Origin of the sequence: Clostridium aceticum (assembly GCF_001042715.1) — a bacterium.
Lineage (GTDB): Bacteria > Bacillota > Clostridia > Peptostreptococcales > Natronincolaceae > Andreesenella > Andreesenella acetica.
This window is the reverse complement of the sequence record NZ_CP009687.1, coordinates 2915028-2935670: the sequence shown is the minus strand read 5'-3', so window position 1 is coordinate 2935670 and position 20643 is coordinate 2915028. Positions and strand designations below refer to the sequence as shown.

Genomic DNA, 20643 nt, shown 5'->3' with positions numbered 1-20643 from the left:
TAGATAACAAAGAGTATAAAAATTATATACTTACAAGTAAACTTAAAATGTATATATACTCACACACTGAAAGAGATGTAAGTTCAGATTTCAATATAAAATTAAAAAAGAAATACCTTGCAATACAAAATGATGATGCTATATAATACCAACCCAATATTATAAAGGAAGGAGAGTTGTGAAATATGGACAATAGAAAGCCAGTAGCTCCTTTAATAGGTGCGAATGGAAATATCTTTAATCTTTTGAGTATAGCAAGGAATAGTTTAATAGCAAGCAATAAACCAAATGATGCACTTGAGATGTGGGATAGGGTAACCAATAGTAAAAGTTATAATGATGCTTTAAGAATTATAGAGGACTATGTAGAATTTGGTGAATCAGATGGACAGGATGTATCAGACCACACATGGACATATGAACTAGAGGAACAAAGGCAGAAGGGAACAGTTGGAACAGCAGAAACAGGAACAGAGGGAATTGAGGATAGAATGGTTGGAAAAGTTGGAAGTATTGTAACAGCTGAAAAGGAACATTGTAGGCAAGTAGAGTTTAATGGTTCTATAGATAATAACAATGAAGTAACAAAAGTAAACTTCACTCAAGAGTTACACATAACCAACAGTAACATAGATGGAATAATGGAATCAGCCTTAGAAGAAGGAGTACTCAACTGGTATGAGTCAATAAGCAGTTCACCAACAAGTATAGAGAAAGTAGAAACTAACTTAATATCAAATGGTGGCACAATATTTTTCAGGATACAAGGAGAAGAGTACAGCAGAACCTTTGATAAGCATGATTTAATTTATGGTTTATTAAGAGAGCTACCAGATTGTTTGCATATAATCAACGGAGACCAGATAAACACAGCCTACCTTGATAATGAACACATAGACCATATAATTCAATACGGTTTATTTGGAGAGATAGAATATTAGGGACGAAGGGAGCAAGGATGAGCAAAGGGTAGGGACAAGTTGCAGAGGAAGGACAGCTGGTACCAGAAGATATGGTGGATATGCTAAATGTGCTGGTAATGAAGGTTAGCGATATAGAAGGCATGGATAAGTTTAATAGTGTTTACAATGTACGAAAGCAACGAACTATAGAGCCTAACAAACCATAGAGCCTTAGTTTGTTCCATACCAAGTAACCTTAGTTGTTTCCCATATAAGCAGGTGACTATTAATTTAGTCACCTATATTTTTAAAATAAAGGAAGTGAAAAACAATGGAACAGAGTAATCCATTTAGTCCAACAATCTCAACTGGATTAATGCCAATCATAAAGACAAATATTAAGTTTAATGAGGAAGGCATAGATGCTAAGTTTAATCTATTAGATGCTACACCCATAGAAAGAAAAAACCTCAATAAACTAAGGCAGATACTATCTATATTTCATAACTTTACATTAATGAATATAGACAATCCAAGAATAAAGAAAAGTTTAACTGAGATTTCAAGGGTAAAGCAGTTAACAGAAGGAATAAATAGCAACGAATGGATACAAGACCAACTAATGAATACAAGCCAATCATACCAATCATTTGAAGATATCAATTTAGGCTCAAAGCATACAAGGCTTGGAAGGATGGTATCAATACCTTATAACTTCACCAGTCAACAAAGCCAAATAGTACCTTATATCATCTTTAGATATTTAACTACACAAATAAGTAATGATAGTTTAGCTGTTTATTATGAATTAAACGCAGACGAACCAGAAGATACTAGCCAACAAAGCAAAGTCACAAAAGTCACTAAACGAAGGCAATTAAAAGCTACTCAAGTAATAATAAAAATCATAACGAGTAGATATGTATTCATCATAATAGCTAACGAAATACCAGACCCTAACGATACCAAGTATTCAACTACAGCAGGCATGGTAGATATAATCGAGGTAAGAGGTAACAGGGAGACAATATGTGGTTTTTTAACTCATCCCTTAGAAATAATAAAAACAGCAGCCATTAGAACAAACAATTGGAGCATGGAGTTAGAAAGAAAAAATAATCAAAATATTAACAGAGAAGAAGAATGCAGGGAATTTGATAAATGGTTTAACAGTTTATCAAGGGGTAAAACAGTAGACCTTATGACATTATGCAATGAGAGTGATGAAGGTAACAGAGAAGGTATAAGGATAAGCATTAATAGTTATGGGCATAGAGCAATAAGAGTTCTAAAAGCACTTTATGAATATAACATTAATAACCCTTGCAGTTTCAAGACGACAAATAATTGTATAGGGTTTAGATGGGAAATAGAGCAACTGGAAAAAGATGAAACAAAGGAAGTAAGAGATAAAGACAATGACCAAGTAAAGATAAAAACCTACAATATCATAATAGACAGGGATTTCAATTATATTTATGTTTATAGGCAAGAGCATTGGTAATAAGTAGCTATAAAACAATGTGTTTGAAAAGGTATAGAGCATAGATAAAAATTCAAACTATTATGATTAAAAGGCATAGAACATAACTGAAAAAATTGAACAATATAATTGAAAAGAAAGAGACTATAAGACAATACAAAGGATTGAAAGTACCTATAACAGTAAGAGTTGTAGGTACTTTTATTTTGAAAATAAACAATAAATATTTTACACTATATAACAATTGTAAAAAAAATATAAACAATATATGATTAAAAGCAAGAGCATATGAAGTAAAATTAGTATTTAGGTTTATATAGTATATTAAACAGGATAAAAGGAATATAACAACCTTGAAAAGATAGAACAATGGTCAAGAAGAATTACAATGGTTAAAAACCTGAAAACATTGGTAGTAAAACTAAAACAATCTAGGTTAGAGAGATAACAATGGTAGTGTAAAACATATACAATATCAATAAATCAAACTACAATGAATAAAATGAAGGTAGCTAAAATGTGAAGTAGAAGGAGCTATAGTGTAAAATTAGAATTGCAGTTATTTTTACAAATCGACATTGTTATTTTTACACTAATGAACAGGTAGCTATAAGTATAAGCTTTGGGGAAATTAAGTTTATATAGTACTACAATAGATGAAAAGTGAGTATCAGGAGAAGAAGGGAGAACGATGATAGGGGTTATAATTCATTCATTTGGATAGATGGCATATTACAAATATATAAATCTGGACAAAGGAAGGTATTACCAATTATAATATATAGTAATAATCAAGCAAATTAAACATTTAACAAGAAATGACGATATAATACATATAAGGGCTTGAGAATTAAACTTAGGAGGGGAACATAGATATGAAAAAACTGCTTTCAATTATTTTAGCCTTAACATTTGTACTATCAACTGCTACTGTGACTTTTGCAGCAACGGAACCAATTAAAGCTACTAAGACATCATCAGCAGTAATGGTGAACGGTAAAGAAGTTAAGTTTGAGGCTTATAACATTAATGATAACAATTACTTCAAATTAAGAGATATAGCAAAGGCATTAAACGGAAGTGAAAAGCAATTTGAAGTTACTTGGGACGGAGCAAAAAATGCAATTAATCTAGTTACTGGTAAGGCATATACAGTAGTTGGTGGAGAACTTGAAGTTGGAAAAAGTAATAAACTGAATGTAAGAAATACTGACTCAAGAATTTATGTAGATGGCATCGAAGTAAGCATGAAGGCTTATAACATTAATGATAATAACTACTTTAAATTAAGAGATTTAGGAGAGTTTATTGGTTTTGGCGTGGACTGGGATGGAGCAAACAATAAGATATTAATTGATACGAAAACAGTTGTAGCTAAAGCACCTTATACTTTTAGTAAAACAAAGTTAGATTATCCATATAACATTTATGTAGAAGATAAAGGATATATTAACTTCGGAAAAGATAAGCCATTCATGGAAAATGGAAAGTTATATTTACCAATTAAACATTTAGCACACTTTGGTGGAATGGAGTATTCATTTGAAGAATCAACAGGAACAATCCTAATTGGAGAATATTACACTGAGGAAAATTCGCCATACAAAAACAGTAACTGGGGAACTTATGAAGATGCAATCTATTACAATTCTGCATTAGAACATGAACTTAAAGTAAACAGTAATAAAGTAGTAAGTTCAGATAAATTTGAGCTTACTAAATGGGGAATTAAATTCATTGAAAATGGTGGGAGATACGTAGACGCACAGAGTGGAATTTTCTACGACTATAGTAATGGAGTACCCTCAAATGTATCAACAATAGAATTAGATAGTAAAGTAATCATTAGGAATGGAGAAGTTTACTGGGAAAGAACTTTATTAACACCAATGGTAGGAACTCCAATGCTAACGGATGAAGATGGTAAAACACTCTATTTTGGTTCAGACGAGTATATTGCTGAGAAACTACAAGAAATGGAAAAGACAATCAAAATTGATGAACAATTCAATGATAATGGTTCATATATGGATATGATGGAAGACTTATTCAAAGATGTTGAAGAATATAAACCAGTAAATTAATATAAATAATCATTATAATAGCATGGCTTAAATAAAGTCATGCTATTATTTTTGCATTTATATATCAGAAGAGATAAAGAATTGTAATATTTAAACTTCATAAATGATAGAATATGCCGATATATTATATGTAAAAATCTTTTATAGGGGGATAACTTGGTAAATGAAAAATAGAAGACTAATAGTAGTATTTCTAATTATTATAATAATTGCATTAGTTATATTTATTTATACAAGACAAAAAGACCAAGGACAACAGCAACAGGTAGAATCATATGAGGAAGACGTAGTAACTAAAACAAGTTCATCTGAAGAAGTTATTGATACTGATATTAGTATTGGGGATGACTTAATAGCTGATGTTGTGGACATATTAGATGATGGAAGTGGAAGTGGGTACTATGGAGAACCAGCAGCTAAGTTAGATCCAGCATATGAAACAGCAATGGAAAACTCAGACTTAGCACCCTTTGAGAAAGAACTAATACGTTTAATTGTCGAAAAAGAGGGTAAATCGTTTGAGGAGGCACTTCAAAGTGTAAGACCAGGCGCTAGAGTAGTTGAGCAAGGTGAAACAGAAACATCAAGTGGCAATCAAAACACTGAAAAGCCAAGTAACAATAACAATGGAAATAATAGCAAGCCTACAACTCCAACGAAACCACCTAAGCAAGATAATACAACACCTAAGACAAATGAAGGCGATTCTGGTGGGGCAGACTTCAACAATCCAGATACTAGAACACCTGAACAAAAAGAGGCGGATGCAAACGACCCATTTAGTGGAGGATCTGGATATCAGGGAGGACCTGGGGGGGACGTATCACATGAACCAGACTTCTAAACTGAATGCTATAAAATAGCATATAAAGATAAAATATCTAGTGCATTAGTACTAGATATTTTTATGCTAAAACTAGTTAAAATACTTAAATTAAAATTAAAAGTAAATTTTAAAACATAAGTAATTAACCGAAAGGAGGATAACATTAAAGTAATACTATTGCTATTTTCAATAGGGTATCAAATCTATTAGAAATATTTCAAAAATAGAAAGATACCCTAATGACATAATTTATATAAAAGGGATTAAGATAAAACTGTTTCAAAAATAAAGTGTTTCATACTTCAATAGGGTAGACCCTAAAGAAATAAAATAAACTAAATAAAATAAATGGTAAAATAATCTTCTGTGTGATAAAATAACTTCAACTATAACATAAGGTTGGAGGTTATATACATATGGAAACAAGTAAAACACTTGAACAAACATTAAAAGTACTTGAATTATTAAAAAATAGTATTATTGAAGACTTATTAGAAGGAAAAGAAGTCAGTACTGAAGATGCTGAAGGCAGAGTAAAAAATATAGTTAGAGACGTTGCACGTAGTTTTAATGTAAGCGATTCTACTATATTAGATAAATGTACAAGGCAATTAGATATTAGTGCAACTGAATTTTATAATTTAGCAGTAAGATATATAACTAAACAGGATAATGAGTTAGAAGAAATAGTAGCAAGTAACAGAAGAGAAACAATAGACAGTGAAGCTCAAACTAGGGTACTATTACAAAAAATAAGAGATAATTAATTTGATGGGTTGGAAACTTATAGTTTTGAAGTATCTACATACTACGACATAGTTGATATATTATGAGAAATAAAATTGTGCCTAAAGGGGGATATAATGATTATTTGGGTAAATGGTGCATTTGGTTCTGGAAAAACAACATGTGCCTTTGAATTACATAGAAGACTTCCTAATTCGTTTGTTTATGACCCTGAAAATATCGGATATTTTATTCGTAATAATACACCAAAAGAGATTCACAAGTCTGATTTTCAAGACCATGGACAATGGCGATTATTTAATTATGAAATGTTAAAATATATTTCCATGGAATATATGGGTACAATTATTGTACCCATGACCATCAATAATCATCAATATTATGAGGAGATAATCCAGAGACTTATAGATGACGGCATAATTCTAAAGCATTATATTTTGTATGCTAATAAAGAAACCATATTAAAACGATTGAATAAACGACTTGAACGAGGTGAAACTTGGGCTAAATCTCAAATTGATCGTTGTATTGAAGTTTTTGATACTGAAATTACTGAAGAAAAAATCATAACAGATAATAGAAATATTGACTATGTCGTTGAAGAAATTGCAAAAAGAAGTGGAGTAACTCTTTTACCAGACAAAAGAACATTTTTGAAAAAAGGTATTGATAGGGCAATAACTTTAATAAAGCATATACGTTAATAAAGAGATTTAATCAAATTACGACTTATAATTTATAATAAATATACCTACAAATATAATAAAAAATGGTGACTTTATTAAGGAGTTTGAGTAATCAGGCTTCTTTTTATTATGAACATTTGAATGTACATTGACAAATCAACATTATTTAAAAATTTAATTCTAATTTGATTAAATGGAGGAAAGAAGAAATATATAAATCAACATAAGAAAAATTAAGGCTACAGTTCAAGTTTTTCAATGGGTACACAAGTAGTTTTTTCAATATACAGCAAGTAGAAAATGACTTGAAAAGTAAAATTGAAAATTAGTTTAGTTGGTATAAACGTTTCAAAAATAAAGTTCAATAATTTTGAAATAGTACTGGAATTTCAATAATAGTGATGATATAATCAGCCTCCAAATTATTGATTGGAGGAATGTTTAAATGGTAGGATATGAGGAATATTTCTACGGACGTGTAAGTACTACGGATCAACATGCGGAGCGGCAAATAACGGCAGCTAAAAAGTATAGACCAACATTAAAGGACGAAAATATTTTTATAGATAAAGTAACAGGAAAGACATATGACAGGCCTGAATGGAATGTACTTAAAAGGGTGCTTCGTAAAGGTGATGAATTAATAGTAAGTGAGCTGGATAGGCTTGGTAGAACTAAGCAAGGAATAAAAGAAACACTTGAATTTCTTAAGAACAAAGAAGTAAGAATTAGGTGCTTAGATATACCCACAACTTTACATGATATTGAAGGACAAGACTGGGTTTTAGAATTAATAAACAATATACTTATTGAGGTATACAGCTCAATAGCTCAACAGGAGCTAGAGAGAAAAGAATACAGACAAAAGGCAGGAATAGAAGAGGCTAAGAAAAAAGGTGTATACAAGGGCAGAAAGCCAATAGTATACGATGAAGAATTATTAGCAAATCTATACCCTAGATGGAAAGCAAAGCAGCTGAAGGCTAAGGAATGTATGAGTTTACTGGGTTTAAAACCCAATACATTCTATAGAGCAATAGAAAAATATGAAGAAGAAATAGGATCAAAGGCAATCTAAATAAGAGTTTAATGGTGCAGTTGGTAATGAATAAATTACTAGTTGCACTTTTTTTATACAAAATGACAACTGTACTACGATAAGTCAGCTAGTGAGTTTTAAAGAAATCATTTAGATAAAGCATATAATCAATACATTCAAATGTAGCTATCATACGTTTAGACCTCAAATTCAAAAACAAATAAAAATCTGTTTTTAATAAGCAGGTTAATGAAAGGTGGTTTAGACTATGGAAAAAGAGATTTCAAACGGCGGTGCGACACGTTCCTAATTGAAAAGATTAGGCACTTAAAGTGAACTGACTACTGGAGAATCAGAATGATAACGTAACGGTTTGAAGTGATTCCTCTAAAACTACGACATGCAGAAATGTATGGAGCTCGTTAAAGTCGCCATAAACAAAAAGTAATGTGGCGGGAGTCTACAAAATACATATGGTGAGTATGCTATGATAGCTGACAAACCTGTGAATTAAAGAGTAAAATATATGTGGTAGAGTAATAGAGCCGTTGTGAAATACCATATAAGCTTACAGGGCTTATCAAGTATAATTTACTCAGAGCAGGCACCTAAGTGTATATGTATAGATACAGTAGTCGGAACGTGGAAAACTATCTAACAATAATTTATATTGGTGGTGGCGAAGAATAATAAGCACCTTTAATGATAGCGAGAGCGGTGGCACGACCAGAGAAGCTCCTGTAATGGGAATGGAGGAACAGCCACCAGTCAGTTAAACGTAACAGCTGAATGTTTAATTGATGGAACGCCGTGTGCTATGAAAGTAGCATGCACGGTGTGGGGCAGGGGAAAATCAAGAGATAACATCAAATGATTACCTATTGCCATCGATGCTTGGTATCGTACTTATTGCATTAGCGGCAATCATCGGATTAGGTTTCGGTGTGTTTAGTATTGCAAAGGGCGTGGCTAACAGTGGAGTGACAGGAGTTCAAGAGAACTTAGACGTAGTAAATAGTTCTGCATTTACTGACTACGACCAAAAGATTGTAACAGGTACACAGGTAGTTAGTGCAATACAGGGTTTTGAAGGTAAGAATGTATCTGTATTAATTGCAACATCAGCAATGAAGAATGCTTCTGTGGAAAACAAAGTAAGTGATGGTGCAGGAGTTGGTCAGGCATACAGTACAAAAGGTAGTAAAGTACCAGGGGTTTATGCTTTATCGTCTAAAGATTCAACATCAGGATACTCAATGAGTACATCTGGAGATACTGATTTAGATGGTTCTAAAAACACAGCCTTTATTAACTATAATGCTCTTTTAATGGGTACAGTAGCTGGAGGAGGTGAAGGAGGAACTGGTAAAGGTGATTATGTAGAAAATGGTGGTTCTATTTATTTTGATAATAACTGTTTTAGAACTACTAAAGGATTTGAAACCGATAGTGGAAAAGTTTTATTTAATAACATAACAGGAAATTTATCGAAATCAGGAATGATGGAATATGTATCAACAAGTGCAAGATTTCAATCATTTTTAATCAAAGATGATTCTGGAACTATAATGGGAGTAGCATTTGAGCAAATTAATTCTGGCAAGTAATTGAAAGATAAACAATATTTAAGATAAGAGCTACAATATAGAGAAAACAAAAGACATTCAAAACAACTTATAATTTATTATAGTTAAATAATTAAATTTGATTGGGAAAATCAATTTAATTGTTCTGACATATATTCTTTTTCCAAGGTACATAGATAATACTATGTATCAATTATCTCCTTTATATGAGACAGACTCCTTCCATGGTCTGTCTCTTTTTATACTTAAAAACAGAAGGAAAAGATAAGTGGGACAAAGGACAATAAAGAGGTCAAATCAAATGATAAGTTTATCAGATAAGGGTAGAAAATCAGCCTTAAGCATTGATAAATATACATTACTAACATTTCAAAAATATTTGCAAAAATAGTGATTTAGGGGTTGATGTTTGAAGTAAAATTCGGTAGAATTGCCACCCACAATTTTATAAAAAGAAAGGATGTTGAAAATGAAAGAAGTTGAAAGGTATATTTCTTTAGGAATCAGTAAAAAAGTTAGTGCACTCATCTACAATGAATTATTTGAACTACTTAATAATGAAGAAGATAGTTCAGATCTTCAAAAGTTTAAATTAACCGTAGCGAGTAATGGAGTGCAGCTCATAGAGCAATCAGAGGAAGGCAATAGTAAAAGAAAAGTACATCTATTGTTAACATTAGAAGCGACTAAAGAAAAGATAGTTGTATTAAGAGATGGCTTGGATATAACAATGATGCTAGAAAGTGAGGCAAATAAGCTAGTTAAAAGGAAAAAAGCAAACTCTAAGCAAGCAGTTAGTAATGTTAAAAGCTAATGATAGAGACATACGAAGTTATGGAATAACAATCTATAGAATATTTGGTAAGAAGAAAGATTTAGAGAGGCTAGATAAGCAATTAGAGAATCAGACAATACAAATTGATTATAGTGAGCAGAACCATAAAAGCTTTATAAGTTTTCAGAGCATAGAGAGTATTGATACAGGTATTTTAACTGAAGTCTGGAGCCATAAAGATTTTGCAGATATTAAACATTACTATGATGGAATTCAAGCAGGGTATAATTTAATTACATTAAAAAGAGGAGACATAGTAGAGTTTATAGGTGCTCATAGAATATTAACTTATTTTAAATTAATGGCTGGAGGACTTAAGAGAATAACAATAGACCAGTCAATGATAAAGAAAAACTAAATATAAGAATTGAGAAATAACACCATACATTAATCTTTGTATGGTGTTATTTTGATTTAAAAGTAAAGCACTAAGAGATGGAGTAATAGCAGCCTTGACATATAAGATAATCATATAAAACTACTTATGATTAATTAATAAGTATAAATTGAAATTTAATATGGAGGTGTAGTGGAATGGCAAGTAAGAAAAAAAAGAAAAGCAATAATAACATGAAAAGCATAACAAGTAATCAGAATACAGGGGGAATTATTAATATTAGAAAGTCATGGAAGATAGCAAATGAAACACTATACCATGAGTGGTGGAATACAGAAAGAGGATATACAAACATTAAAATTTATGGGAGAGAACTAACAAAAGATAATAGAAATAAACCACTAGATAAGTCTACTGATGAAGTAATACTTTATTTGTGTGGACATAGAGAAGGTTATGATAAAACGAAATATGGATGCATGTTAAAAAGTGAAACATTTGTAGTATTTATATTTAACTTCATTAATAATTGCAAGGTAAAAATTGCAACTGCTATCATTCAGGGTTCTGAAAAAGAATCAATCGTAATTGAATTAGAAGAGGCAGAGTTATTGCTAATATCAAGCTTTTTAAATTCATTAAAAGAAAGTGATTTAGTTGGTAAGGTAGAAAATAAGGCAGAAGTATTAAAGAAGTGGACAGAGGAACTAGAGAGAATACTTATAAAACACGGTGATGAGATAGCGGTATTCTTAGAGCTATACGAATAGACTAAAAAACTAAAAGTGGTTTATTTGATAATCTTACACAAATAAAAATTCAACCAATTAAATAGCATATAAGTTATTTAAAGATAAATTAAAGAAGGAGGGGTGTCTAATGTGGTTTCCAAGAGGAATATTGAAACGTAAGGTAAATGAGAATGGAAAGGAAATAGGTCCGATTAAATACCTGCTAATTAACGCATCAACAAATGAAGAAAAAGTAATGACTTTTACGGAGATTCAGAATAGTGCTGAAGATATAAGAGGATTCAATAATAAGGGTTTAAACTCGTATTACTCAAAAAAACTACCTTATTTTGGAGTAGAGCAAGATGTTGGTGGTGAAGGTATAGAGTATTACACCTTAATTAAGAAGAATTATTATCTTAATAAGATTATGTATACAGCAGTAGGTATTAACAGAAAACATCACATATTTGATAGGAGTCAATTAAAAGAATTAGCATTAAAGGGACACAAAATAGCAGGAGCAAAGATTATGGGAGAGACACTTAATATATCAAAGGAGCTAATGGAAAATCCTATAGGAACAATAATGAAATAGTTTACTTAGAATAATCAGTTTAAGTTAAGAAAGTTCAGTAGTTATAAAGTAAAAATCAAATATTAAAAAGTTATCAACCAGCAAAACAGCATTAATTTCAATTAATAATGTAATTAGTAATGAGTTAGAAAAGCTTGTTATTAAAATAAAAAAAATTAAACGGAGGTAATAAACATGTTAAGAAAGTTACAGAACAGACAAAAGAAAGGTTTTACACTTGTGGAGCTTTTAATAGTAATAGTAATCATTGGACTTCTAGCAGCTGTACTAATTCCAAAGATTGCTGGTCACGCTGATAAAGCTAGAGAAACTGGTGTAATTACTGATTTCAGATCTATCCAAACATCAGTACAAGGTGTAGGAATACTTAACGGTGGCTTTGGAACAAATGCTTTTGCAGATGAAGATGCAGTAGTAAGTGCTATCAATAAAGATATTGACGTTAGATTAAACTTTACAGAGGCAACTGAGGCTGGTACAACAAATGGTATTGTAATAGGTGATTTGGTTTCTAGACAAAATGACCCATGGTCTAATCCTTATATGATGGTTGTAGATCAAACAAATAATTGTGTATTAGTAGTTTCAGCAGGTGCAGATGGTGAGTTTGGTACAGTTGAAGTCAGTGAGACAGGTATTGTACTTCCAAGCGATGCAACTGGAGCACTCGAAAATAAGGGTGCAGATAAAGCAGCTGATAACTTAATTTTATTCGTTGGACAAGTTGAAGGTGATACAGTTATTAAAACAGCTGGATTATCAAAGAATATTCAATAAGAAAATAGGACAATCATAGTAAGAAAAAATTTAAGAGCATTATAAGGATAAGGTCATTCAGTGTTGAGTGGCCTTATTTTTATTCAATAACATAAGAGATATAAACATAATCAAATTAGAAATAAGATTTACTAGTGAGCAAGAGATTAAGAACAAATATTTAAAATATACAATCCGTATAAATATCATTTCAAATAATAATAAATAAATATTAAAATCAAAGGAGGTAAAATAAATGGACATTAGAAGAAAGAGAGGATTTACATTTGTAGAAGTTCTTTTCGTCATTGTAATAATAGGGATACTTGCAGCAATACTTATTCCAAAAATAACTACAGAATCAGATAGAGCAAGAGAGGCTGGTGTAGATGTAGACTTTAGAAGTTTTTACTTATCTTCAAAAACAGTGTTTACTTTGCATGATTCAGATGAATATGACACTATAGCTAAATTTGAAGAACTATTTAATAAAAACTCATCAGCACAGATTCAATTTAGTAACGGTGAAGGTAACTTAAAAGACCCCTGGAATAATTACTATCAATTACATGCTAGTAAATTAGAAGATAATAATACTTATGTAGTATTTACCTCGAAAGGTACAGAGGCACGTGAGGGGTGGATATTTGAACCAGAGACTTTAACAAACAAGGTTCGTTGGACACCTGAAACACCAATATGTGATTGTCATAAATACTTTCTTGTTTTAGGAAGAACCCCTACAGGTCAAGTAATAACAGATATAGAACCAGAAACAGTTTATAAGGTGGTACATGAGGGAGAAGATCCAACAGGTGGAGATACAGGTAATTCAGAAGAGCAAGATCAATGGGCAATGTTAGGGTTCGAAGTTGAAACTGAAGGAATAAAAGTAGAAGTACCTGAAGACGGTGGAGATGTTTATTATCAATCATATCCATTAGGAGCAGCAGGAGGCTATCCACCTACTGAAGGTGGTTCAGGTGGAACAGGAGATACTGGAGGTTCGGGTGGTAGCGGATATAAGACACCAAGATTTCCAAGCCCATCTGATTATAGTCAAACTACAGGAGGACAGTTGTTAACTAGTGGAACTCCAATGTTACCAGCGTATTATTTAATGGCATGGGATAAGACATATGGAGGCACAGGAAGTGGCAGTGGTAATTTTCAAGTTTACACAGAAGTACCTTTTAACTTCACTGACTCAATAAATACAGGAACAATAATAAGTGATGGTGAAAGTGGAGGAGAAGGAGACAAAGTTGAATTAGAGGTATCAGTAGGAAATGGGAATAGAATCGTTTTAAGTTATGATATAGCAGATGCAGACCCAGATACTAAAATGTTTAAAGTTGGCAGCTCAGTAACAATGAAAGCATTACCATCTTCACCTGACTACATTTTCAGTTATTGGAGAGTTGATGGGGTTAAAGATGAGATAAATGATATAAAAACAATAACAGTCCAATCTGATACAAAGTTCACAGCAGTATTTAGATTGAACTTAGATGTAAATGGAGGAAAGCTATATACAAAGAGTGGACAAGGCTTCACTGAATATTATGAGAACAATATAGTAGGTACGGATATAGTAACAGATACATGGCAAGTAGGAGATAACGTAACAGCAACATTAAGTGAATCAGGAGTTTTAAGTTTAACTGGTAGTGGTGATATTACTGGATATAATTCAGTTTCAAATTATAGTTGGTATAGTAAAAAAGATTTAATAAACGAGATAATAATTGATAATGGAATAAATATAAGTAGACATGCGTTCTACAATTATAATGTAGATTCAGTAGTATTAAAAGGAAATAACAGAGTTAATTATTATTACACCTTTAACGGTTTAACAGCTACTAACGTAATTATTGGAGATGGTTCATATTTAGAATCAGGTTCATCAGTAGGTTCATTCCATAACAGTAATATAACTAATCTAACTATTGGTAAAAATGTAATATTAGAGTCATATGAGAGTAGTAATTCAGCTTTTGGTTCAAGTAGCTTATCAGCAGCTAAAATAGAGAATCTAACTATAGACTCAAATATACCACACTCTGGGTTTCAAAACTCAGGAATAAAAACACTTAACTTAGGATCAAATGCTACAAGTATAGGGTATAGAGCATTCTACAAGTGTCAAATTGCGAATACACCTAATCTAAGTAGTATTGATTTAATAGGAAGTGATGCTTTTAGAATGGCATTAACGAATGCAGATAAAATTATAATAAAACAAGGAACTACAATTGGAAATAGTGCTTTCTACAGATGTAATATTAACAATCTAATATTACAAGGAGAAAACGATGTTGATTTAGAAGCATTCGTAGAACTAAAAGCAAATAGTGTAACTATTGGTGATGGAAGTAATTTAAGACGAGGCTCATTTAATAAGGGTATTATAACAAATCTAGATATTGGAAAAGATGTAATATTAGAATCATATGAGAGCAGTTATTCAGTATTTGGTAATTCTACTGTAAATACAGCAGCTAAAATAGAGAATCTAACTATAGACTCAAATATACCTATATCTGGATTCTTAAACTCAGAAATAAAAACACTAAACATAGGGTCAAATGCAACAAGTATAGGAATAAACGCATTCAAAGGATGTTCAATTATAAACACACCTAATATTAGTAACATGGACTCAATAGGAACCAGTGCATTTGATTCAGCACTACTTAGTGCAGACTCAATAACCATAAAACAAGGGGTTGAAATAGGAAGGTACACGTTTAGAAACTGTAATATAAGAGATTTGACGTTAGAAGGTAATAATATAGTTGACAGTGATTACAGTTTTGACAGTTTAACAGCGACCAATGTAACCATTGGTGATGGATCAGTAATAGAGGCGAGTTATAATAATGGTGCATTTTATAGTAGTACTATTGAAAATTTAACTATTGGTAAAAATGTCACTTTGGAAACTTATAGTAATAGTGATTCAGCATTTGGATCTAAATACAGTACATCAGCAGCTAAAATAGAAAATCTAACTATAGATTCAAACATACCATTGATTGGATTCCAGTACTCAGATATAAAAACACTTAATATAGGGTCTAATGTCACTAGTATAGGAGGAACAGCTTTTAGATATAACAATAATCTTTCGGAGGCATTGATAGACAATGTTAGTGGAGCAGTTACTATCCAATCAAATTCATTCCCAGATACAACAGTGATAACATACCTAAAATAAATTGAAAACCACTTAAATATGGGAGGAGACTTCAAACAGTCTCTTCCTTTTTTATTTCAACTATAAATAAGAAAATCAAATTCATAGTAAAGAGAATATGAAATTTTAATACATCTATTAAAACGCATAGATAATATTGGAGAACCATAAAAACTGCATTGAATTAATTAATAAGAGATTAATAAATTAAGTGAATTGGAGGTTGAGGAAATGAGTGAGAACATTGAGTATTTGCTAAACTTTGCTATAGAGAATGGAGCTTCTGACGTTCATATCAAAACGAACAGAGAGAGCATATTAAGAATTAAGAAAAAGCTTACAAAGACCAATATAACTATAGATGAAAAAGAGTTAAATGATTTTATAAATGTATACGTTGAGAATTTGCAAAAGAAAGTAGAATTTAAACAGAATAGAAGAAATAGTCTAGATGCAGCTTTATCATTTAACGGTAGGAGATTCAGACTTCATATGTACAGGAGCAATAATGGTTTAAATGCCACTTTAAGACTGTTATCTGAAGATATACCAGAACTAGTAAAATTGAATTTACCTCCTGATATAAAGAGATTAACAAAGGCTGAAAAAGGATTAGTACTAGTTTGTGGGGCAACTGGATCTGGTAAGACTACAACAATCGCTTCAATTATAAATGAGATAAACAAGACGAGAGCAAAGATAATCATTACTATAGAAGACCCTATTGAGTACGTTTACAAAGAAGAAATGTCTGTAATAGAGCAGAGAGAGGTAGGGGTTGATACCGAATCATTTACTCAAGAAGGCATAGATGCTATGAGAGAAGACACAGATGTTTTAGTAGTCGGTGAGTTAAGGGATCTAGATACAATAAAAAATGCAATTACATTAGCTGAAACAGGACATTTAGTATTTGGGACATTACATAGTAAGTCAGTCATAGATACTATTGACCGTTTAATTGATGTATTTCCACCAGAGCAACAGCAGCAAATTAGAAATCAATTATCATCGGTATTATTTAGCATCATACATCAACAAATGGTAGGCACTGAAAAAGGAGTTGTAGTAATTGCAGAGATGCTTATGATGAATTCAGTCTTAGCTAATCAGCTGAAATCAACCGAGACAAAATCTAATGCTATTAAAGACTATATGAGAACAAAGAAAGATATAGGATGCCAGCACATTACAGATAACATACTTTGGCATATAGAGAACAGAAGATTAGAACTAACAGATGTGAAATTCATACTAGACAGTGATGACTATAGACTACTGGAGATGAGGCTGAACTATTAAATCAAAAGGAGGTTTAATTGTATGTACACAGATATATTTAACTGGGCAGAAAAAGAATTAAAATTTGACAAAGGAAAGATAAAAAACATGAAAGATATAATGTTAAATCAAAAATATAGCGAGTATAAAGCACTTGAGAAAATGGGTTGTACTCAAGAACAGATAGTACAAGCATATAAAGATGTTGGTATGTTAGATGTGTTTAATGGTTCCACATCATCTCTAAATTTATTAAAGCGTATACCAATGAATGTAATGGTCGAAAAGAAAATAATTGTACATGTTAAATCAAAAGGAAAAGCTGAAGTTTTATTAGTTAACCCAAAACTTAAATTAGAAATAGAGGATATGATTACTGAAGAATATAGAATAACTGATAAATTAAGTTTCCTAGCAATTCTTGAAAAAGATTTTGAGAGTTGGGTGAAAGATAATATTAGCTATATTAAAAGTGATCAGATGAATAATTTGGTAGAGACATTAAAAGAAGAAAGTGCAGAAGATGAAATTATTGAAGAAGAGGAAGAGGCTGATGAAAACACAGTAATAGGTTTAACAGAAAACATAATTAAAAATGGTGTAAATCTTAAAGCCTCTGATATTCATATACAACCAGAAGAAAACACAGTGAGAATAAGATATAGGATAGATGGTGCATTAAAATATCACGGAGAAATAAACGAAAAGTCAGTTTATAAGAAGATAGTTAATAGAATTAAAGTCATGGCTAAAATGGATAGTAACAATACAAGGACACCTCAATCTGGGAAGATAAGATTAAAGTCTAAGGATGAAGTAATTGATATACGTGTATCAATATCACCTAAAGTAAATGGTGAAAACGTAGTAATGAGAATTCTAACTAGTGAAAATAGCCAGATAAGGACATTAGAGGAGCTGGGAATGACACCTGACTTAATTGAAAAGCTTAGAAGAATGGCAGATAAAACAAGTGGAATTATTATTGTAAGTGGACCAACAGGAAGTGGTAAATCAAGTACACTTGCAGCTTTAACATCAGAAATAAATACACCTGAAAAGAAAATATCTACGATTGAAAATCCTGTTGAGTACAGAATTGATGGAGTAGTGCAAGCAGAGATAAATGAGGCTCAAGGACTTACATTTGCTAATACATTGAGAGAAGAATTAAGGCAAGACCCTGATGTTATATTAATCGGAGAAATTAGAGATAAAGAAACAGCACAAATAGCAATGGAGGCTTCGGATACTGGGCATTTAATACTTACTACATTGCATACAGGAGATGCTGTAAGTTCATTAGATAGATTAGTAAGACTTGGTATAGATAGATATCTTGTAGCTGACAACATTATAGGAGTTATAGGACAAAACTTAATTAGGAAGTTGTGTCCTCTTTGTAAAAAGGAACATCTAGTAACCAATAAAGATATCATAACTTTCAGAATGGATGAGAACATGTTAGGAAGTAAGGTTTACAAGCCAGTAGGATGTGATCATTGTAATAAAATAGGATATTTAGGTAGGACTATAGTACTTGAGATATTAGAGATGACACCTGATATGAAGGAAGCAGTTCATAGAGAAGTTTCAAAAGCTGAAATTGAAGAAATGGCAATTAAAAATGGCATGGTTAAAAAGATAAATTTTGCTGTAGACCTTGTTAAACAAGGAATAACTTCTGTAGAAGAGGTTTACAAATTATATGGAGGTGTAACAGATGAAAAGAGTAACGATTAGTTTTGGGGTTGAGGTTACATCAGCAGTAGTGACAGAGACCAAAGGAAAAGTCATAAAAGTCATTAAGAAAGTTATTGTAAACAACTCAGAGTACTATGAAAACAATGGAACTTTAAATTATCAAGAAATTATAAAAGAGCTTAAACTAAAGATAGGTAAAGAGCTTAAGAGTTTAAATGTACACGTAGTAACTCCAGATTACTTAACAGATATTAGTTACGGAGACAGTGCAAATTTTGATGGTAAGAAAGAAAAAGAACTACCTAATCATAAGGATAGAACACTAAAAAATAAAAGAATATCATATATTGGGGATTCAATAGATAAATCAATTTCGCAAATCATTTACTATGGTGAAAAAGAAAACAAAGCATTTCTTAAAGAACTATATAAGGAAAAAATTAATGTAGTAGAGCTGATTAGTCACTATACAGCATTACACAACAGCATAGCAGCATTTAATGATAGGACAAGCTACAGTGGGAATAAAACAAGAATAATGATTGACCTAGGAGTAAGAAGAACAGGACTAATAATACTCATCAATAACTTACCAGTATATATTAAAAACTCAGGAAACAATTTAATAAGCTGTTATGAGAGATTGCGAAAAGTATATGAAAACTTAGAGTTTAAGGAGTTTATAAGGATAGCTAAAAGCATTTCATTAGATGAGAAGACAGAGATAAATAGAGTATATATCAATGATTCAGATGAAGAAAGACTTCAAAGAGAAAATGAAGAGTTTGATAAGATTTCATTCAGTGATGACATGTATGAAGAAGAGGACATTAAAGAGTATGAGGAAGACGAAAACGAAGAATACACAGTCGAAACTCAATTAGTAAGAGACGTTAAGAGTGAAGTCTTAGATATGTTAAAAATGTTAGGTACAGAAATCATAGAAGTTAAAAACTATGTTGATGAAAAATACAATGCAGAAAACATTGAAATTGTTGGAAGTAGTCATTTAACTAGAAAATATATTACTAAGAAATTCAATTTACTAAGTATTAATAATTACAAACTGTTAGTAAATATAAACACTGGAAGAAATGAGTTGGATATCAGTGAAATTGAAGATGTAACAATTGACTTGCTGTTGTGCATTGGGTCAATAGTGGAATCGATGAAGAAAGGGGCTGATTACTATGAATAAAAGAAGGAAGGTAAATACAAATCTTATACCTCATGACATGATGATAAAGTACACGTATCAAAAATGTGTATTACCAGCTTTAATTATTGTAATAATCAGCTTAATGTATTTAGGAGTTGCTTCATTTGGAAGTGAGTGGTTAAGTAATAAACTACTGAACAAAGCAGTGGAACTGAAAGTTAATTCTGTTTATGGAGAAAACTTAATATTGGAAAAGGAAATAACAGAGCTTCAAACTAAGGTCAATGAAAGAGAAAAGATGATCGAGTCATTAAAGAGGCAAAATGAGAGTTCAGCATATCCAATATATGAAGACAGATACAAGATAGAAAGTTTAATAAGTTACATAAATGATATTAAGCCTAAGAATGTAACTATTATACTCATTGAAGATAGCAATACATCACATATGGATAATAGAGATGAGAATGAATATTCTTTAAAATATAGGACAGATATAGGTAACTCAATTATACAAATAAGAGGGTTTTCTACAAATAAAGAAAGTCTAGCTTCATTCTTACAGTCGCTTGGAGCTTATGAAGAAATGGGAAATTACAAGGTAAATGCTATAGAGACAGTAAAGGTGTTAGATGATGACTTGGATGTATTTGACATAGTCATAATGCCTAGATAGAGGAGGTCAGT

General features: G+C 31.4%; 18 protein-coding genes. All 18 read left to right on the top strand.

Annotated features, from left to right (window positions below):
* Positions 1-185: 185 nt before the first annotated feature.
* The 18 genes from CACET_RS20830 (at position 186) to CACET_RS13535 (ending at position 20632) form a co-directional block, all read left to right on the top strand.
* Positions 186-941, top strand: a complete 756-nt coding sequence (locus CACET_RS20830; protein ID WP_201774950.1) for a hypothetical protein — start codon at positions 186-188, stop codon at positions 939-941.
* A gap of 292 nt (positions 942-1233) precedes the next feature.
* Entirely contained in the window at positions 1234-2406 is a 1173-nt protein-coding gene (locus tag CACET_RS13615; RefSeq protein ID WP_044825259.1) for a hypothetical protein, read from the top strand.
* Positions 2407-3260: 854 nt separating this feature from the next.
* Positions 3261-4469 (top strand): stalk domain-containing protein, encoded by a 1209-nt coding sequence (locus CACET_RS19585; protein WP_052661475.1) that lies wholly within the window; start codon positions 3261-3263, stop codon positions 4467-4469.
* Positions 4470-4632: 163 nt separating this feature from the next.
* Complete coding sequence (locus CACET_RS13605) at positions 4633-5313, top strand: hypothetical protein (protein ID WP_044825258.1); 681 nt, start codon at positions 4633-4635, stop codon at positions 5311-5313.
* A 398-nt stretch (positions 5314-5711) separates the two neighbouring features.
* Complete coding sequence (locus CACET_RS13600; protein WP_044825257.1) at positions 5712-6062, top strand: hypothetical protein; 351 nt, start codon at positions 5712-5714, stop codon at positions 6060-6062.
* A 96-nt stretch (positions 6063-6158) separates the two neighbouring features.
* Positions 6159-6746, top strand: coding sequence for a DEAD/DEAH box helicase family protein (locus CACET_RS13595; RefSeq protein ID WP_044825256.1), 588 nt, complete (start codon positions 6159-6161; stop codon positions 6744-6746).
* A 427-nt stretch (positions 6747-7173) separates the two neighbouring features.
* Positions 7174-7806, top strand: a complete 633-nt coding sequence (locus CACET_RS13590; protein ID WP_044825255.1) for a recombinase family protein — start codon at positions 7174-7176, stop codon at positions 7804-7806.
* Positions 7807-8657: 851 nt separating this feature from the next.
* Entirely contained in the window at positions 8658-9374 is a 717-nt protein-coding gene (locus CACET_RS13585) for a hypothetical protein (RefSeq protein ID WP_158386073.1), read from the top strand.
* Between the two features lie 448 nt (positions 9375-9822).
* Entirely contained in the window at positions 9823-10167 is a 345-nt protein-coding gene (locus CACET_RS13580) for a DUF960 family protein (RefSeq protein WP_044825253.1), read from the top strand.
* A complete protein-coding gene (locus CACET_RS13575) occupies positions 10154-10546 on the top strand; it encodes a hypothetical protein (protein WP_044825252.1) in 393 nt (130 codons plus the stop codon). The genes CACET_RS13580 and CACET_RS13575 overlap by 14 nt, the downstream gene beginning before the upstream one ends.
* Positions 10547-10722: 176 nt before the next feature.
* On the top strand, positions 10723-11295 hold the full coding sequence (locus tag CACET_RS13570) for a hypothetical protein (protein WP_044825251.1): 573 nt from the start codon (positions 10723-10725) through the stop codon (positions 11293-11295).
* A gap of 109 nt (positions 11296-11404) precedes the next feature.
* Positions 11405-11854, top strand: a complete 450-nt coding sequence (locus tag CACET_RS13565) for a hypothetical protein (RefSeq protein ID WP_044825250.1) — start codon at positions 11405-11407, stop codon at positions 11852-11854.
* Between the two features lie 174 nt (positions 11855-12028).
* On the top strand, positions 12029-12631 hold the full coding sequence (locus CACET_RS19580; RefSeq protein WP_052661474.1) for a prepilin-type N-terminal cleavage/methylation domain-containing protein: 603 nt from the start codon (positions 12029-12031) through the stop codon (positions 12629-12631).
* Positions 12632-12866: 235 nt separating this feature from the next.
* The gene (locus tag CACET_RS20825; RefSeq protein ID WP_044825249.1) at positions 12867-15833 is read left to right on the top strand and encodes a leucine-rich repeat domain-containing protein; all 2967 of its coding nucleotides are present in this window, start codon (positions 12867-12869) and stop codon (positions 15831-15833) included.
* A 210-nt stretch (positions 15834-16043) separates the two neighbouring features.
* A complete protein-coding gene (locus tag CACET_RS13550) occupies positions 16044-17114 on the top strand; it encodes a type IV pilus twitching motility protein PilT (RefSeq protein WP_044825248.1) in 1071 nt (356 codons plus the stop codon).
* Between the two features lie 21 nt (positions 17115-17135).
* Positions 17136-18836, top strand: a complete 1701-nt coding sequence (locus CACET_RS13545) for a GspE/PulE family protein (protein WP_052661473.1) — start codon at positions 17136-17138, stop codon at positions 18834-18836.
* On the top strand, positions 18817-19995 hold the full coding sequence (locus tag CACET_RS13540; protein ID WP_044825247.1) for a hypothetical protein: 1179 nt from the start codon (positions 18817-18819) through the stop codon (positions 19993-19995). The genes CACET_RS13545 and CACET_RS13540 overlap by 20 nt, the downstream gene beginning before the upstream one ends.
* Entirely contained in the window at positions 19988-20632 is a 645-nt protein-coding gene (locus CACET_RS13535; protein ID WP_044825246.1) for a hypothetical protein, read from the top strand. The genes CACET_RS13540 and CACET_RS13535 overlap by 8 nt, the downstream gene beginning before the upstream one ends.
* Positions 20633-20643 lie beyond the last annotated feature (11 nt).

Excerpts from the sequence above, each read along its gene's own strand:
- CACET_RS13570 (WP_044825251.1), top strand. The coding sequence starts at position 10,723 with ATGGCAAGTAAGAAAAAAAAGAAAAGCAATAATAACATGAAAAGCATA.
- CACET_RS13585 (WP_158386073.1), top strand. The coding sequence starts at position 8,658 with ATGCTTGGTATCGTACTTATTGCATTAGCGGCAATCATCGGATTAGGT.
- CACET_RS19585 (WP_052661475.1), top strand. The coding sequence starts at position 3,261 with ATGAAAAAACTGCTTTCAATTATTTTAGCCTTAACATTTGTACTATCA.
- CACET_RS13605 (WP_044825258.1), top strand. The coding sequence starts at position 4,633 with ATGAAAAATAGAAGACTAATAGTAGTATTTCTAATTATTATAATAATT.
- CACET_RS20825 (WP_044825249.1), top strand. The coding sequence starts at position 12,867 with ATGGACATTAGAAGAAAGAGAGGATTTACATTTGTAGAAGTTCTTTTC.
- CACET_RS19580 (WP_052661474.1), top strand. The coding sequence starts at position 12,029 with ATGTTAAGAAAGTTACAGAACAGACAAAAGAAAGGTTTTACACTTGTG.
- CACET_RS13535 (WP_044825246.1), top strand. The coding sequence starts at position 19,988 with ATGAATAAAAGAAGGAAGGTAAATACAAATCTTATACCTCATGACATG.
- CACET_RS13595 (WP_044825256.1), top strand. The coding sequence starts at position 6,159 with ATGATTATTTGGGTAAATGGTGCATTTGGTTCTGGAAAAACAACATGT.
- CACET_RS13565 (WP_044825250.1), top strand. The coding sequence starts at position 11,405 with ATGTGGTTTCCAAGAGGAATATTGAAACGTAAGGTAAATGAGAATGGA.
- CACET_RS13550 (WP_044825248.1), top strand. The coding sequence starts at position 16,044 with ATGAGTGAGAACATTGAGTATTTGCTAAACTTTGCTATAGAGAATGGA.
- CACET_RS13615 (WP_044825259.1), top strand. The coding sequence starts at position 1,234 with ATGGAACAGAGTAATCCATTTAGTCCAACAATCTCAACTGGATTAATG.
- CACET_RS13580 (WP_044825253.1), top strand. The coding sequence starts at position 9,823 with ATGAAAGAAGTTGAAAGGTATATTTCTTTAGGAATCAGTAAAAAAGTT.
- CACET_RS13540 (WP_044825247.1), top strand. The coding sequence starts at position 18,817 with ATGAAAAGAGTAACGATTAGTTTTGGGGTTGAGGTTACATCAGCAGTA.
- CACET_RS13545 (WP_052661473.1), top strand. The coding sequence starts at position 17,136 with ATGTACACAGATATATTTAACTGGGCAGAAAAAGAATTAAAATTTGAC.
- CACET_RS20830 (WP_201774950.1), top strand. The coding sequence starts at position 186 with ATGGACAATAGAAAGCCAGTAGCTCCTTTAATAGGTGCGAATGGAAAT.
- CACET_RS13590 (WP_044825255.1), top strand. The coding sequence starts at position 7,174 with ATGGTAGGATATGAGGAATATTTCTACGGACGTGTAAGTACTACGGAT.
- CACET_RS13575 (WP_044825252.1), top strand. The coding sequence starts at position 10,154 with ATGTTAAAAGCTAATGATAGAGACATACGAAGTTATGGAATAACAATC.
- CACET_RS13600 (WP_044825257.1), top strand. The coding sequence starts at position 5,712 with ATGGAAACAAGTAAAACACTTGAACAAACATTAAAAGTACTTGAATTA.